This is a genomic window from Citrobacter sp. FP75 (assembly GCF_018342065.1).
GTDB lineage: Bacteria > Pseudomonadota > Gammaproteobacteria > Enterobacterales > Enterobacteriaceae > Citrobacter.
Window position 1 is genome coordinate 551,717 of sequence record NZ_JAFDOE010000002.1, and the last position, 13,416, is coordinate 565,132.

Genomic DNA, 13,416 nt, shown 5'->3' on the forward strand with positions numbered 1-13,416 from the left:
CGTATGCGAACGAATTTTGAGGGGCGGAATGAGACTGATCGTAGGAATGACCGGCGCAACGGGAGCACCGCTTGGCGTATCGCTGCTACAGGCGCTGCGGGAAATACCTGAAGTGGAAACGCATCTGGTGCTGTCGAAGTGGGCGAAAACCACCATTGAACTGGAAACGCCTTATCGCGTCCGCGAGGTGTCTGCGCTGGCTGATTATTGCCACAACCCGGCGGACCAGGCGGCGACGATCTCCTCCGGCTCATTTCGCACCGACGGCATGATTATTATCCCCTGCAGCATGAAAACGCTGGCCGGTATTCGTGCGGGTTACGCCGAAGGGCTGGTGGGACGCGCTGCCGACGTGGTGCTGAAAGAAGGGCGCAAACTGGTGCTGGTGCCGCGTGAAATGCCGCTTAGTACCATCCATCTGGAAAACATGCTCTCACTTTCCCGCATGGGCGTCGCGATGGTGCCGCCCATGCCTGCGTATTACAACCATCCAGAAACGGTCGATGACATTACGCAGCACATTGTCGCACGCGTGCTCGATCAGTTTGGTCTGGAACACCCTAATGCTCGTCGTTGGCAGGGTTTACGATCGGCGCAGAATTTTTCACAGGAGAATGAATAATGGCATTTGATGATTTACGCGGCTTCTTGCAGGCGCTGGACGACCAGGGGCAATTGCTGAAAATCAGTGAAGAGGTGAACGCGGAGCCGGATTTGGCCGCAGCCGCCAATGCGACCGGCCGTATCGGCGATGGCGCTCCCGCGCTGTGGTTCGACAATATTCGCGGCTTTACCGACGCCCGCGTGGCAATGAACACCATAGGCTCCTGGCAAAACCACGCTATCTCTTTGGGCCTGCCGCCTAACACGCCGGTGAAAAAACAGATCGATGAGTTTATCCGCCGCTGGGATAAATTTCCGGTTACGCCAGAACGTCGCGCCAATCCGGCCTGGGCGGAGAACACCGTTGATGGAGACGACATCAACCTGTTTGATATTCTGCCGCTGTTTCGCCTGAACGACGGTGACGGTGGCTTCTATCTCGACAAAGCGTGCGTGGTGTCGCGCGATCCGCTGGATCCAGATAACTTCGGCAAGCAGAACGTCGGCATTTATCGCATGGAAGTGAAGGGCAAACGCAAGCTTGGCCTGCAGCCGGTGCCGATGCACGACATCGCATTGCACCTGCATAAAGCAGAAGAGCGCGGTGAAGATCTGCCGATTGCTATTACGCTTGGCAACGATCCGATCATCACCCTGATGGGTGCTACGCCGCTGAAGTACGATCAGTCTGAATATGAAATGGCGGGCGCGCTGCGTGAAAGCCCATACCCGATCGCCACCGCGCCGTTAACCGGTTTTGATGTTCCGTGGGGCTCCGAAGTGATCCTTGAAGGCGTCATTGAAAGCCGTAAACGTGAAATCGAAGGTCCGTTTGGCGAGTTTACCGGTCACTATTCCGGGGGGCGCAATATGACCGTCGTGCGTATCGATAAAGTCTCTTATCGCACCAAACCGATTTTTGAATCGCTGTATCTGGGTATGCCGTGGACTGAAATCGACTACCTGATGGGCCCCGCGACCTGTGTGCCGCTGTACCAGCAACTGAAAGCGGAATTCCCGGAGGTGCAGGCGGTGAACGCCATGTACACCCACGGTTTGCTGGCGATTATCTCTACCAAAAAACGTTACGGTGGCTTTGCCCGCGCGGTGGGTCTGCGCGCAATGACCACGCCGCATGGTTTGGGCTACGTGAAGATGGTGATTATGGTCGATGAAGACGTTGATCCGTTTAACCTGCCGCAGGTGATGTGGGCGCTGTCGTCGAAAGTTAATCCGGCGGGAGACCTGGTGCAGTTGCCGAATATGTCGGTACTGGAGCTTGATCCGGGTTCCAGCCCGGCGGGGATCACCGACAAGCTAATTATTGATGCCACCACGCCGGTTGCACCGGATAACCGTGGGCACTACAGCCAGCCGGTATGCGACTTACCGGAAACCAAAGCCTGGGCTGAAAAGCTGACCGCCATGCTGGCCAAACGTAAATAAGGAGTTGCAGATGATTTGTCCCCGTTGTGCCGATGAACATATTGAAGTGATGGCAAACTCGCCGGTGAAAGGCGTCTGGACGGTATATCAGTGCCAGCATTGTCTGTACACCTGGCGTAATACCGAACCGCTACGCCGCACCAGCCGCGAGCACTACCCGCAAGCGTTTCGCATGACGCAAAAAGATATTGATGATGCGCCGATGGTGCCGAGTATCCCGCCGCTGCTGGCGGAAGATAAGCGCTAATCAACATAGCCGGGTGCGGCTTCGCCTTACCCGGTATACAATTGCTTAAGTTCTTTTTTGCAGCATGACAACAAGGATGTTTTCAGAAATATGTCACTCTATCGGCGAGTCGTTTTATTATCTTTACTGGGAATGAATTCTGGCGCGCAAAGCGCATCACATGAACAAATCATGCAAATCTATAATAGCGGGTCCGTTGGCTCTGTTATTAAATGTCAGGCCCACATGGACGTTAAGAGTGGGGATGGCACAATTTCAGTACAGATTATGTCCGTAATGACGATAACGGGTCGGCAATTTCATCATCTCTATTATGATAGTGCGATAACCTATTCAATCGTTAATGCAGAAAAGCCCTATATGTATGTGTCTGTTTCGGCGGAAGAAAATATCCAAGAAGAGCAGCGAAAAATACGTAGTGAGCTCGATCTTTCAACCCTGCAGGTCGATTTTCCTGGAAATCCTGAAATGGCGAATACAGTGCGTGAACTTTTTCGGGAACAACGTGTTACGTACGCTAATTATACAGATATTACCGTTAGTGAACCGCCGAGCTATACGGTCAGGCAATATAGCAAAGATTCTATTTCTGGCGTCATTCTTCAGACTTGTACGCCGATGGCGCAACGCTGAGGGGCCTGGAAATGGTAGTTCATGTCGGCCCGATAAGCGCAGCGTCACAACGCACTAATATTAAGCCTCGGAATATCCGGGGTTCGTTATTTTGCGAGCAGGCTCGTAGCAAATGGCTTAAATTGTTCGAGGAGATGACGCCTGGAATAGAATAGCGGCGGGTGCTTGAGGCTTTCTGAGCTTTGAGCATTTGCAAGGTCCCGGAAAGACAAAAGCCCCAGGAGATAGTTCTATCAACCTGAGGCTAACGTACAAACCTAGACCATTTGGATGTTAGTCTCTTCTTTGCAGGGAGGCAAGACATGCTGACAAAATATGCCCTGGTGGCGATTGTAGTGCTGTGTTTCACGGTGCTGGGATTTACGTTAATGGTACGAGATTCGCTGTGCGAGTTAAGTATCAAAGAGCGTAATATGGAGTTTAAAGCTGTTCTCGCTTACGAACCGAAGAAGTAGCAACAACGCGGGGGAAACCCCGCGTCCTGATGGCCTGGTTTTGTCCTCTCGCACCCATTCCCGAAGTGCGCGCCAGTTGTTGTAGGCCCGATAAGCCAGGCGCCATCGGGCATTACAACGTTACACCAGACTCTTCAGTCGGTAGATCCACTCCAGCGCCTGGCGGGGCGTTAGCGAATCCGGATCGAGATTTTCCAGCGCTTCAACGGCGGGTGATGTTTCTTCCGGAACCGATAGCAGCGACATTTGCGTACCATCTACCTGAGTTGCAGCGGCATTTGGCGTAATGCTTTCCAACTCGCGCAATTTTTGCCGCGCACGTTTGATAACGTCTTTCGGTACGCCTGCCAGCGCCGCCACCGCCAGACCATAGCTCTTGCTCGCCGCGCCATCCTGGACGCTATGCATAAAGGCGATGGTATCGCCATGCTCTAGCGCATCCAGGTGCACATTGGCAACGCCTTCCATCTTCTCTGCTAACTGAGTCAGCTCGAAGTAGTGGGTGGCGAATAGCGTCAACGATTTGATTTTATTGGCAAGGTTTTCTGCACACGCCCAGGCCAGCGACAGGCCATCATAGGTGGAAGTACCGCGTCCAATCTCATCCATCAATACCAGGCTGTTTTCGGTGGCGTTATGCAAAATATTGGCGGTTTCGGTCATCTCAACCATAAAGGTGGAACGACCGGACGCCAGGTCATCCGCCGCGCCCACGCGGGTAAAGATGCGATCGATAGGACCTATCTCAACCTTTTGCGCCGGAACATAGCTGCCGATGTAAGCCAGCAATGCAATCAGCGCGGTCTGGCGCATATAGGTGCTTTTACCGCCCATATTCGGACCGGTGATGATCAACATCCGGCGCTGAGGCGAAAGGCTGAGCGGGTTGGCAATAAACGGCTCGCTCAGCACCTGCTCGACCACCGGATGACGACCTTCCGTAATGCGAATGCCGGGTTTATCGGTGAAGGTTGGACAGGTGTAATTCAGCGTATAAGCCCGTTCGGCCAGGTTGACCAGCACGTCTAGCTCCGCCAGCGCGCTGGCGCTCTGCTGCAAATCCGCCAGGTGTGGCAACAGGATGTCAAACAGTTCGTCGTACAGCTGTTTTTCCAGCGCCAGCGCCTTGCCCTTCGAGGTCAGGACTTTATCTTCGTACTCTTTGAGCTCAGGAATAATGTAGCGCTCGGCATTTTTCAGCGTCTGGCGGCGCACGTAATTAATCGGTGCCAGATGGCTTTGTCCGCGGCTGATCTGAATGTAGTAGCCGTGTACGGCGTTAAAACCTACCTTCAGGGTGTCAAGACCGGTACGCTCGCGTTCTCGGATCTCCAGCCGGTCCAGATAGTCGGTCGCGCCATCGGCCAGCGCTCGCCACTCGTCCAGCTCGTCGTTATAGCCAGGGGCAATGACGCCACCGTCGCGCACCAGTACTGGCGGGGCCTCGACGATGGCGCGTTCCAGCAGCTCACGCAGTTCGGTGAACTCGCCCATTTTTTCGCGCAGCATCTGTACCGGCGTGCTTTCTACACTTTCCAGTTGCGCACGCAGCTCGGGCAATTGCTGAAAAGCATGACGCATGCGGGCCAGATCGCGTGGACGCGCGGTACGCAGTGCCAGACGGGCCAGAATACGCTCCAAATCACCGACCTGACGCAACACCGGCTGTAACTCGTCGGTAGCATCCTGTAGTGCGCCGATGGTCTGTTGGCGCTCAGTGAGGATTTTAGTATCGCGAACCGGCATATGCAGCCAGCGCTTGAGCATACGGCTACCCATCGGGGTGACGGTGCAGTCGAGCACGGAAGCCAGCGTGTTCTCGATGCCACCGGCCAGATTCTGGGTGATCTCCAGATTGCGACGCGTGGCGGCATCCATAATGATGCTGTCCTGCTGGCGCTCCATCGTGATGGAGCGAATATGCGGCAGCGAGGTACGCTGGGTATCTTTCACATATTGCAGCAGACAGCCTGCGGCGCATAATCCGCGTGGAGCGTTTTCGACGCCAAAGCCAATCAAATCCCGCGTGCCAAACTGTAAGTTAAGCTGCTGGCGGGCGGTATCGATTTCAAATTCCCACAGCGGACGGCGGCGCAACCCACGGCGACCTTCGATCAGCGATGTCTCGGCGAAGTCTTCGGCATACAGCAGTTCTGCCGGGTTGGTGCGCTGCAATTCAGCCGCCATGGTCTCGCGGTCGGCCGGCTCACTGACGCGAAAGCGCCCGGAGCTGATGTCCAGCGTGGCGTAGCCGTAGCCTTTGCTATCCTGCCAGATGGCGGCCAGCAGGTTGTCCTGACGCTCCTGCAATAGCGCTTCATCGCTGATAGTACCAGGCGTGACGATGCGAACAACTTTGCGCTCAACCGGCCCTTTGCTGGTGGCCGGGTCGCCAATTTGTTCGCAAATGGCAACCGACTCACCTTGATTGACCAACTTGGCGAGGTAGTTTTCTACCGCATGATGAGGAATACCCGCCATCGGGATCGGTTCGCCTGCGGATGCACCGCGTTTAGTCAGCGAGATATCAAGCAGTTGCGACGCACGTTTCGCATCGTCATAAAACATTTCGTAAAAGTCGCCCATGCGGTAAAACAGCAGGATCTCCGGGTGCTGTGCTTTCAGCTTGAGATACTGCTGCATCATGGGGGTGTGGTCTGATAGATCCTTGTCAATAGACTCTTTCATATTGTTTTTGCTCGTTTTTTTAAGCCTTTTGGATACGTGTATGGCTCCACGTGAAGCCACTTTAAATCCATATACATCAATGAAGGTGACTCCCAATCAGTCGATTGTAATCAATACGTTATCTATCGACGTCAAACCAAGTCTCGATCAGCAGGGGGAGGGGGCGACTCACCCAATCCAGCATGAAAACGCTATCTTATCACTGATAATCATCAGGATTCATCCGTTGGTTTTCAAGGACATCATTTATAATATCTGTAAATCTTTTTGTTTATTATTTTTAATTCCGCTCACTTTTTTGGTGGTGTATTTACTCTTCATTACATAAGTAATGATTAATTTAAATATAAGCGTGTGGGTCTTATTTTAATGGCACGCTATGGCATGTCACATTTTTAAATATTCCTGAACAATGTACGCATTTGTGATGATTTAAATCACTTTATTTATTCTTTGTTTATTCAGAATAGCCAGGTGATTCTCCACGTTAACAAGGAAATGGATATGAGTTTACCTACCCAGGATAATAATAAGGTTGGGCCGGGGGCTTATTTTGCTCTGGCATTCGCCGCAGTATTTTTCTCTGGATTACTCGGCGGAAAAGAATGGTACGGCGTATTTGATTTCACCACCCTGAACGGTGCTTTTGGCAAAGTTGTCAGTAAAGCGAGCCTTGAGGGCGATACGCTGACGACGGCGACCAGCGCGTTTCGTGGCACCGGCGGCCACGGTGCAATGGACGGCTTCCTCTTCGCTCTGGGATTAATTCCTGCCGTCATGTTTGCATTGGGCATGATCAACGTGCTGGAACACTACGGCGCTTTGCGCGCGGCGCGTCGTCTGTTAACGCCGTTGCTGCGTCCGTTGATGGGGATCCCAGGAAATACCGGTCTGGCGCTGATTGGCAGCCTGCAGAGTACGGATGTTGGCGCATCGCTGACGCGTAACCTGGCTGATGAAGGCGAAATCACGGAAAACGAAAAAGATATTTTTGCCATGTTCCAGTTTTCCGCTGGGGCGATGATCACCAACTTTTTCTCCTCTGGTGCAATCCTGTTCACCCTGATGGCAGTGGATGGCACACCGGCTGTGCCTGCGTCCATTGGTGCGTGCATTGCCGTGATGTTCATTATGAAAGTTGTTGGCGCCAACATGATGCGCCTGGTCCTCACTTTCACCAATAAAAAAGCCGAATCAACTGTACCGGGAGAAGCATCATGAGTGCGCCAACTTCTAATCCTGTTATCACCGACGTATTTGTAGAAGGGGCCCGTAAAGGCTGGAACATTGCGACAACCAGCACGCTGCCGAACGTAGTGATGGCCTTTATCATCATCAAAGCACTGGAGATTACCGGTGCGCTGAAAGGGCTTGGCATGGTGTTCGCACCGCTGATGGGGCTGTTTGGTCTGCCCGGTGAGGCCGCCGCGGTATTGATTGGTGGCTGGATGTCGATGGGCGGAGGGATCGGCGTTGCGATTGGCCTGTTTGATAAAGGGATCCTGACCGGCGAGCATCTGGCTATCCTGGCCCCGGCAATTTATCTGATGGGCTCTCAGGTGCAGTATTTGGGCCGCATTCTTGGCGTTATTGGCACCAGTGCTAAACGTATTCCCCTGATGATTGTTATCTCCGTTCTGAACGCTTTTTTAGCGATGCTGCTGATGCGCATTATTCTCTGATAAGGAATGACCATGGATTTGGAAAAGTATATTGATGAACTGCAAACGCTGGTCAACGTCGACTGCGGAACGCAAACGGTAGCAGGCGTAGCCCAGGTCGCCGCGGTGATGCGTGAGCTTTGGCGGCAGGAAGGCTGGCATACGGAGCAGATTGATTTAGGCAGTGCGGTTGGTCCGGCGCTGCTGGCCACTAACAAGCCTCATGCAGCGCAATACGATGTCCTGCTGATTGGTCACCTGGACACTGTTTTCCCTGCGGGAACGGTAGCTGAACGCCCGATGAGCCGTGATGAAAGCCGCCTGTATGGGCCCGGCGTCTCCGACATGAAAAGCGGTTTGTTGAATATTGTCTGGGCCATGCGCACATTGCCTGCGGAGCATCTGGAACGTTTATCTATCGCGGTGGCAATGAACCCGGATGAAGAGACCGGCAGCGTTCACTCCAGCGAATGGATTGGTGAACTGGCGAAGCGCGCGCGCTGCGTACTGGTCTGCGAAGCCGCCCGGGCAGACGGTTCGCTGGTAAAAGCGCGGAAAGGGGTTGGCGGTTATCAACTGACGTTTGACGGTGTAGCGGCACACGCCGGAAATGAGCCTGAAAAAGGACGTTCTGCGATCACTGCTTTTGCCAACAGTGTATTGGCGATTAACGCATTGACCGACACGGCGCGCGGAACCACGCTTAACGTGGGCGTAGTACACGGCGGAAGTGCGGCGAACGTGGTGGCGGCGAAGCTACAGGCGGAACTGGATGTACGCTTCTGGGAAAATGAAGAGTATGACCGCGTTCATCAGGCGCTGCAGTCGCTCTGCCAGCAAGGTTTTCTTGATGGCGTGACTACCACGCTCACTCGTGTAAGCCATAAGCCCGCAATGGCGGCGAGCGAAGAGACGCAACGACTGATGGCGCTGGTTGAACGGGCCGGTCAGGAAGAGGGGATCGCCGTGACATGGCTGGCCGTTGGAGGTGGTAGCGACGCCAACCTCACGGCTGCGCTAGGCATTCCGACGCTGGACGGGCTGGGGCCGATCGGTGCGGGTTTTCACGGCGTTGATGAGTGGCTGGATATTGCCTCAATTGAACCGCGGATCCGTTTATTAAAACGTATTATTATGATGCTGTAACCTGCCGATAATATAGCCTCCGGTTGGAGGCTATATTCATATCAAATAATATTAGCGGGCATATTGTTAAATATTATTTATATATCGTGTGACTGAAGTTGGTTCTCTAAACGGCGATCGCGCAGGGTGGAGTAAATAAAAGCAAGAACAAACAGCAGGGAGAATAAGACGACAATGGTGGGGGCCGGTGCGCTGTCGATGAAAAATGACAAATATACACCCATAAATGACGTCACTATCGAGATGGCGACGGCCAGTAACAGGGCGTGAGAAAATTGGCGTGTGATTAAAATTGCAATGGCACCCGGCGCAATTAACAGCGAGATCGACAGAATGATGCCCACCGACTTCAGCGTGGCGACGATGGTGAGCGCAATCATACACAGCAGACCATAATGCAGCAGCGAGGTATTCAGTCCGCTGGCTTTTGCCTGATGCGGATCGAACGCGTGCAGCAGCAGATCTTTCCACTTTAAGCTGATGAACAGCGCGATCCCCAGCGCAATGGTTGCCGTTTGCGCGATATCACCCAGCGATACGCCCAGCATGTCGCCGAACAGAATATGATCAAGATGAATTTCAGACTGGATCGAGACGTACAGCACCAGCCCGGCGCCAAACATTCCGGAGAAGACAATCCCCATTAGCGTGTCGCGCTTAATACGGCTGTTATCGTCGAGGTAGCCGGTCGCCACTGCGCAAAACAACCCGGCGACAAACGCGCCAATTGCCAGCGGAATCCCCGCGATGTAAGCCAGAACGATCCCCGGAAACACAGCATGGCTCATGGCATCACCCATCAATGCCCAGCCTTTCAGCACCAAAAATACCGACAGCAGCGCGCAGGGCACGGCAACGATAACGGAGATGGTCAGCGCGTTCACCATAAAGCTGAACTGGAAGGGTTCCAACAGGAGGGTTAAGAGCATGTTGACTCCTTATTCACCTGGCGGGCGCGGCGACGGTTGGCTAACAGGCCGTGTTTTGGCGCGAAGACAAATGCCAGAAGAAACAGCAGCGTTTGCAGTACGACGATAATTCCGCCGGTTGCACCGTCCAGCCAGTAGCTCAGCCAGGCGCCAAAAAAGCTGGTCAGGCTACCGATGGCGACGGCGATAGTGAGCAAACGGGGAAAGCGATCGGTCAACAGCCAGGCCGTTGCGCCGGGTGTTACCACCAGGCAAATCACCAGAAATGCGCCGACGGTTTGCAGCGCCGCCACCGTGGAAACTGAGAGCAGCGTAAAAAAGAGTAGCTTCAGGCGGCCGGGATTCAGCCCGATAGAGCGCGCGTGGTTTTCGTCGAAAAACACCACCATCAGATCTTTCCACTTCAACAGCAAAATGGTCAGCGAAATAACGCCGATAATCGCCAGTTGCAGAATATCTTCCGGGGCAATCGCCAGCACGTTACCGAGAATAATGGTCTGAATGTTCACTGACATCGGATTGAGTGACACCATAAACAGCCCGATGCCGAAGAAAGAGGAAAAAATCAGCCCAATGATCGCATCTTCCTTCAGGCGCGAACGCTGGTTAAGAAACAGCATACTGCCCGCCGCCAGGCCACCGGAAAGAAAAGCGCCAAGTGCGAAGGGAAGCCCTAACATATAAGCCCCGGCAACGCCCGGTACGATGGAGTGCGACAGCGCATCGCCAATTAACGACCAGCCTTTGAGCATTAAATAGCAGGAGAGGAACGCGCACAGGCCGCCGACCATCGCCGAGACCCACATGGCGTTGAGCATGTACTGGTAACCAAACGGTTCTGTCAGCCAGTTCATGGTTATTCCCCCTCGTTCTGCGTGCGTCGCGCAATAAATGGTCGTTCATCATCGGTAATCACGTGCTGCTCACCGCCACTCAGTTTCACATGACGCAGGACGCCGCTGAACGCCAGTTCGAGGTTTTCGGTGGTAAAGGTGGTGTCGGTCGGGCCGCTTGCCAGCACCGTGCCTTTAATCATTACCGTGTAATCACAAAACTCGGTTACCGAACCCAGATTATGGGTAGAGACCAGCATCGTTCGCCCCTCATCGCGCAGTTCGCGCAGCAGGTCGATAATGCGGGCCTCGGTTTTCACGTCCACACCGGTGAAGGGTTCATCCAGCAAAATAACCTGTCCGTCCTGGGCGATGGCGCGTGCCAGAAAAACGCGCTTTTTCTGCCCGCCGGACAGTTCGCCGATTTGTCGATGGCGATAGTCCAGCATATCAACCCGCGCCAGCGCCGCATTCACGCATTCGTGATCGCGCGCCTTTGGTCGACGCAGCCAGCCCATATGGCCGAAGCGCCCCATCATCACCACATCTTCCACCAGCACCGGAAACGACCAGTCCACCTCTTCCGACTGGGGAACGTAAGAAATCAGATTCTGTTTTAGCGCGTTGCTGACCGGTTGCGACAGAATTGATATTTCGCCCTGTGCCAGGCGGACAAACCCCATCAGCGCTTTAAACAGGGTTGATTTCCCGGAGCCGTTGACGCCGACCAGCGCGGCAATTGAGCCGCCCGGAATCTGGAAGCTCGCATCGCGCAGCGCGGTGTGGCCGTTGCGATACGTCACCGTAACCTGATTTACGGAAATCGCAGATTGACTCATGGTTGGCCCCTCAAACCCTGGTTAATGCCGCTGACAATGGTTTCTGTCGTCACGCGCAATAAATCCAGATAGGTCGGCACGGGGCCATCGGCAGCGCTCAGCGAATCGACATACAGCACGCCGCCGTAATGTGCGCCGGACTCACGCGCCACCTGACGCGCGGGCTTGTCGGACACGGTGCTTTCGCTAAATATTGCCGGGATCTGATGCGCTCTGATCGCATCGATCACTTTGCGTACCTGTTTTGGCGTGCCTTGCTGATCGGCGTTGATCGGCCACAGGTACAACTCCTTCAGATCGTTATCGCGCGCTAGATAGGAGAATGCGCCTTCACTGGTGACCAGCCAGCGTTTATCAGCCGGGATTTTTGCCAGCGCTGCATGCAGGGGATCGAGCGTCTGACGAATTTTCGTTTTATAGTTCTCTGCATTTTTCTGGTAGGTGGCGGCGTTATCCGGATCGTACTTCACCAGCGCATCACGGATGTTATCGACGTAAATAAGCGCATTCTCGGCCGACATCCAGGCATGCGGGTTGGGTTTGCCGTTGTAGGGACCTTCGCTGATGCCCATCGGCTTCACGCCGTCTGAGACCATTACCTCCGGCACGCCGGATAAATGCTGATAGAAGCGGGCAAACCACAGCTCCAGATTGAGGCCATTGGAGAGAATAAGCTGCGCACCCTGCGCCCGTTTAATATCCCCTGGCGTGGGCTGATATTCGTGAATCTCGGCACCCGGTTTGGTGATTGAGCTGACTTCTGCTGCATCGCCCGCCACGTTGCTCGCCATATCGGCAATCACCGTAAAGGTGGTTACTACCTTAAATTTTTCTTTCGCCCAGGCAGGTGACAGCGTCAGCGCCGTGAGTACGCTGGCAAGGAGAAACGATTTCAGACGGGGCAGATGCAGCATAGTATCCCTCACAAGAAAGTGGTTAATTTATCGGCGAATATAGCCTTTGCTATGTTATATAGCACAAGGCATGATAAATGAAAATAATTCTTATTTGCGTAGGGCGCTAAGGATGTATCACTTTCAGGTAATAGTCCCGTGAGTTTTTAAAGTGTATTATTTATGCAACTTAAATATGGAGGCATCATGTCCGGTAAACGTATCGCTCGTGAAAAACTGACGATCCAGAAAATGATCTCCCTGTACGAGAGTCAGTGTCCTCAGGCTTCAGACGAGCCGGGGCATTACGGTGCGCTGTTTGCCTATGCGCAAAAGCGTCTGGACAAGTGCGTGTTTGGTGAGGAAAAACCGGCCTGCAAACAGTGTCCGGTACACTGTTATCAACCTGCCAAACGTGAAGAGATGAAACAAATTATGCGCTGGGCAGGGCCGAGAATGCTCTGGCGTCACCCGATCCTGACCGTGCGTCACCTGATTGATGACAAACGCCCGGTCCCGGAATTGCCCGAAAAATACCAGCGCAAAAAATAGCGCCCTCAAGCAGAAGACGCTGTCTGGATATTACGCTTTGGTGGCAATCAGAATGGCTGAGGCTTTGATCAGCGCAACAACGCGGCTGCCTTGGCTCAGTTTCATCTCTTGCTGACTTTCGTTGGTGACTACGGCAACAATCTCAAAACCCGCGTCGGTTTTGATGTGTACCGTCGCGTTGACCGCACCTTCAGTGACTTGCGAAACGCTGCCAGCAAACTGGTTGCGGGCGGAGAACTTCAGACCGCAGTCTTCGGTCGCCAGCGTAACCCACGGCGCTTTGATCAGGGCAATGGCTTCTTTTCCCTTCGCCAGACCCAGCGCCTGTTGGCTGCTGTGAGTCACAATCGCGACCAGTTTTGCGCCGCCGGCCAGCGTCAGTTCAACTTCATCATTCACTGCACCGGTTGCAACCGTACTCACCGTGCCGGTTAATTGATTACGTGCTGATACCGCCATACTGCCTCCTTTCGTTGAGATATCACCCAGTA

The 13,416-nt window shown here is 53.8% G+C and carries 15 protein-coding genes; 9 read left to right on the forward strand and 6 right to left on the reverse strand.

What is annotated here, in order from left to right:
* Positions 1–28 precede the first annotated feature (28 nt).
* From JQ822_RS10265 to JQ822_RS10285, 5 genes are all read left to right on the forward strand, one after another.
* Complete coding sequence (locus JQ822_RS10265; RefSeq protein WP_213133377.1) at positions 29–622, forward strand: non-oxidative hydroxyarylic acid decarboxylases subunit B; 594 nt, start codon at positions 29–31, stop codon at positions 620–622.
* Entirely contained in the window at positions 622–2,049 is a 1,428-nt protein-coding gene (locus JQ822_RS10270; RefSeq protein ID WP_213133378.1) for a non-oxidative hydroxyarylic acid decarboxylases subunit C, read from the forward strand. Before JQ822_RS10265 ends, JQ822_RS10270 begins: the two co-directional genes overlap by 1 nt.
* 10 nt (positions 2,050–2,059) lie before the next feature.
* Complete coding sequence (locus JQ822_RS10275; RefSeq protein WP_038633131.1) at positions 2,060–2,296, forward strand: non-oxidative hydroxyarylic acid decarboxylases subunit D; 237 nt, start codon at positions 2,060–2,062, stop codon at positions 2,294–2,296.
* A 90-nt stretch (positions 2,297–2,386) separates the two neighbouring features.
* The gene (locus JQ822_RS10280; RefSeq protein ID WP_213133379.1) at positions 2,387–2,929 is read left to right on the forward strand and encodes a hypothetical protein; all 543 of its coding nucleotides are present in this window, start codon (positions 2,387–2,389) and stop codon (positions 2,927–2,929) included.
* Positions 2,930–3,231: 302 nt separating this feature from the next.
* Positions 3,232–3,384: a Hok/Gef family protein gene (locus tag JQ822_RS10285; protein WP_043017378.1), complete on the forward strand. Its 153-nt coding sequence runs from the start codon at positions 3,232–3,234 to the stop codon at positions 3,382–3,384.
* A 120-nt stretch (positions 3,385–3,504) separates the two neighbouring features.
* Here JQ822_RS10285 and mutS read toward each other — a convergent pair whose 3' ends face one another.
* Positions 3,505–6,072 carry a DNA mismatch repair protein MutS gene (gene mutS, locus JQ822_RS10290; protein WP_213133380.1) on the reverse strand — a complete coding sequence of 856 codons (2,568 nt, stop codon included), beginning with the start codon at positions 6,070–6,072 and terminating at the stop codon, positions 3,505–3,507.
* A gap of 498 nt (positions 6,073–6,570) precedes the next feature.
* On the opposite strand from mutS, the gene JQ822_RS10295 reads away from it, so the two are divergent.
* The 3 genes from JQ822_RS10295 to JQ822_RS10305 are packed head-to-tail and all read left to right on the forward strand — an operon-like array spanning position 6,571 to position 8,879.
* A complete protein-coding gene (locus JQ822_RS10295) occupies positions 6,571–7,293 on the forward strand; it encodes a nucleoside recognition domain-containing protein (RefSeq protein WP_213133381.1) in 723 nt (240 codons plus the stop codon).
* Positions 7,290–7,754: a YjiG family protein gene (locus JQ822_RS10300; protein WP_135324532.1), complete on the forward strand. Its 465-nt coding sequence runs from the start codon at positions 7,290–7,292 to the stop codon at positions 7,752–7,754. Before JQ822_RS10295 ends, JQ822_RS10300 begins: the two co-directional genes overlap by 4 nt.
* Before the next feature lie 12 nt (positions 7,755–7,766).
* Positions 7,767–8,879: a M20 family metallopeptidase gene (locus tag JQ822_RS10305; protein WP_213133382.1), complete on the forward strand. Its 1,113-nt coding sequence runs from the start codon at positions 7,767–7,769 to the stop codon at positions 8,877–8,879.
* Positions 8,880–8,956: 77 nt separating this feature from the next.
* Here JQ822_RS10305 and sitD read toward each other — a convergent pair whose 3' ends face one another.
* From sitD to sitA, 4 genes are read right to left on the reverse strand one after another with little or no spacing between them, the layout of a single operon-like run.
* On the reverse strand, positions 8,957–9,808 hold the full coding sequence (sitD, locus tag JQ822_RS10310; protein ID WP_213133383.1) for an iron/manganese ABC transporter permease subunit SitD: 852 nt from the start codon (positions 9,806–9,808) through the stop codon (positions 8,957–8,959).
* Positions 9,799–10,662 carry an iron/manganese ABC transporter permease subunit SitC gene (gene sitC / locus JQ822_RS10315; protein WP_213133384.1) on the reverse strand — a complete coding sequence of 288 codons (864 nt, stop codon included), beginning with the start codon at positions 10,660–10,662 and terminating at the stop codon, positions 9,799–9,801. Before sitC ends, sitD begins: the two co-directional genes overlap by 10 nt.
* A gap of 2 nt (positions 10,663–10,664) precedes the next feature.
* Entirely contained in the window at positions 10,665–11,480 is an 816-nt protein-coding gene (sitB, locus tag JQ822_RS10320; protein WP_213133385.1) for an iron/manganese ABC transporter ATP-binding protein SitB, read from the reverse strand.
* Positions 11,477–12,394: an iron/manganese ABC transporter substrate-binding protein SitA gene (gene sitA, locus JQ822_RS10325; protein ID WP_213133386.1), complete on the reverse strand. Its 918-nt coding sequence runs from the start codon at positions 12,392–12,394 to the stop codon at positions 11,477–11,479. Before sitA ends, sitB begins: the two co-directional genes overlap by 4 nt.
* Positions 12,395–12,580: 186 nt before the next feature.
* Here sitA and JQ822_RS10330 point away from each other — a divergent pair, with 186 nt between their 5' ends.
* Positions 12,581–12,925 (forward strand): nitrous oxide-stimulated promoter family protein, encoded by a 345-nt coding sequence (locus JQ822_RS10330; RefSeq protein ID WP_213133387.1) that lies wholly within the window; start codon positions 12,581–12,583, stop codon positions 12,923–12,925.
* A gap of 30 nt (positions 12,926–12,955) precedes the next feature.
* Here JQ822_RS10330 and JQ822_RS10335 read toward each other — a convergent pair whose 3' ends face one another.
* On the reverse strand, positions 12,956–13,384 hold the full coding sequence (locus tag JQ822_RS10335) for a TOBE domain-containing protein (protein WP_213133388.1): 429 nt from the start codon (positions 13,382–13,384) through the stop codon (positions 12,956–12,958).
* Between the last annotated feature and the right edge of the window lie 32 nt (positions 13,385–13,416).

Coding starts and splice junctions, on each gene's coding strand:
- sitA (WP_213133386.1), bottom strand. CDS start 12,394: ATGCTGCATCTGCCCCGTCTGAAATCGTTTCTCCTTGCCAGCGTACTC.
- JQ822_RS10265 (WP_213133377.1), top strand. CDS start 29: ATGAGACTGATCGTAGGAATGACCGGCGCAACGGGAGCACCGCTTGGC.
- JQ822_RS10305 (WP_213133382.1), top strand. CDS start 7,767: ATGGATTTGGAAAAGTATATTGATGAACTGCAAACGCTGGTCAACGTC.
- JQ822_RS10270 (WP_213133378.1), top strand. CDS start 622: ATGGCATTTGATGATTTACGCGGCTTCTTGCAGGCGCTGGACGACCAG.
- sitD (WP_213133383.1), bottom strand. CDS start 9,808: ATGCTCTTAACCCTCCTGTTGGAACCCTTCCAGTTCAGCTTTATGGTG.
- JQ822_RS10335 (WP_213133388.1), bottom strand. CDS start 13,384: ATGGCGGTATCAGCACGTAATCAATTAACCGGCACGGTGAGTACGGTT.
- JQ822_RS10285 (WP_043017378.1), top strand. CDS start 3,232: ATGCTGACAAAATATGCCCTGGTGGCGATTGTAGTGCTGTGTTTCACG.
- JQ822_RS10295 (WP_213133381.1), top strand. CDS start 6,571: ATGGATATGAGTTTACCTACCCAGGATAATAATAAGGTTGGGCCGGGG.
- JQ822_RS10280 (WP_213133379.1), top strand. CDS start 2,387: ATGTCACTCTATCGGCGAGTCGTTTTATTATCTTTACTGGGAATGAAT.
- mutS (WP_213133380.1), bottom strand. CDS start 6,072: ATGAAAGAGTCTATTGACAAGGATCTATCAGACCACACCCCCATGATG.
- JQ822_RS10330 (WP_213133387.1), top strand. CDS start 12,581: ATGTCCGGTAAACGTATCGCTCGTGAAAAACTGACGATCCAGAAAATG.
- sitB (WP_213133385.1), bottom strand. CDS start 11,480: ATGAGTCAATCTGCGATTTCCGTAAATCAGGTTACGGTGACGTATCGC.
- JQ822_RS10300 (WP_135324532.1), top strand. CDS start 7,290: ATGAGTGCGCCAACTTCTAATCCTGTTATCACCGACGTATTTGTAGAA.
- sitC (WP_213133384.1), bottom strand. CDS start 10,662: ATGAACTGGCTGACAGAACCGTTTGGTTACCAGTACATGCTCAACGCC.
- JQ822_RS10275 (WP_038633131.1), top strand. CDS start 2,060: ATGATTTGTCCCCGTTGTGCCGATGAACATATTGAAGTGATGGCAAAC.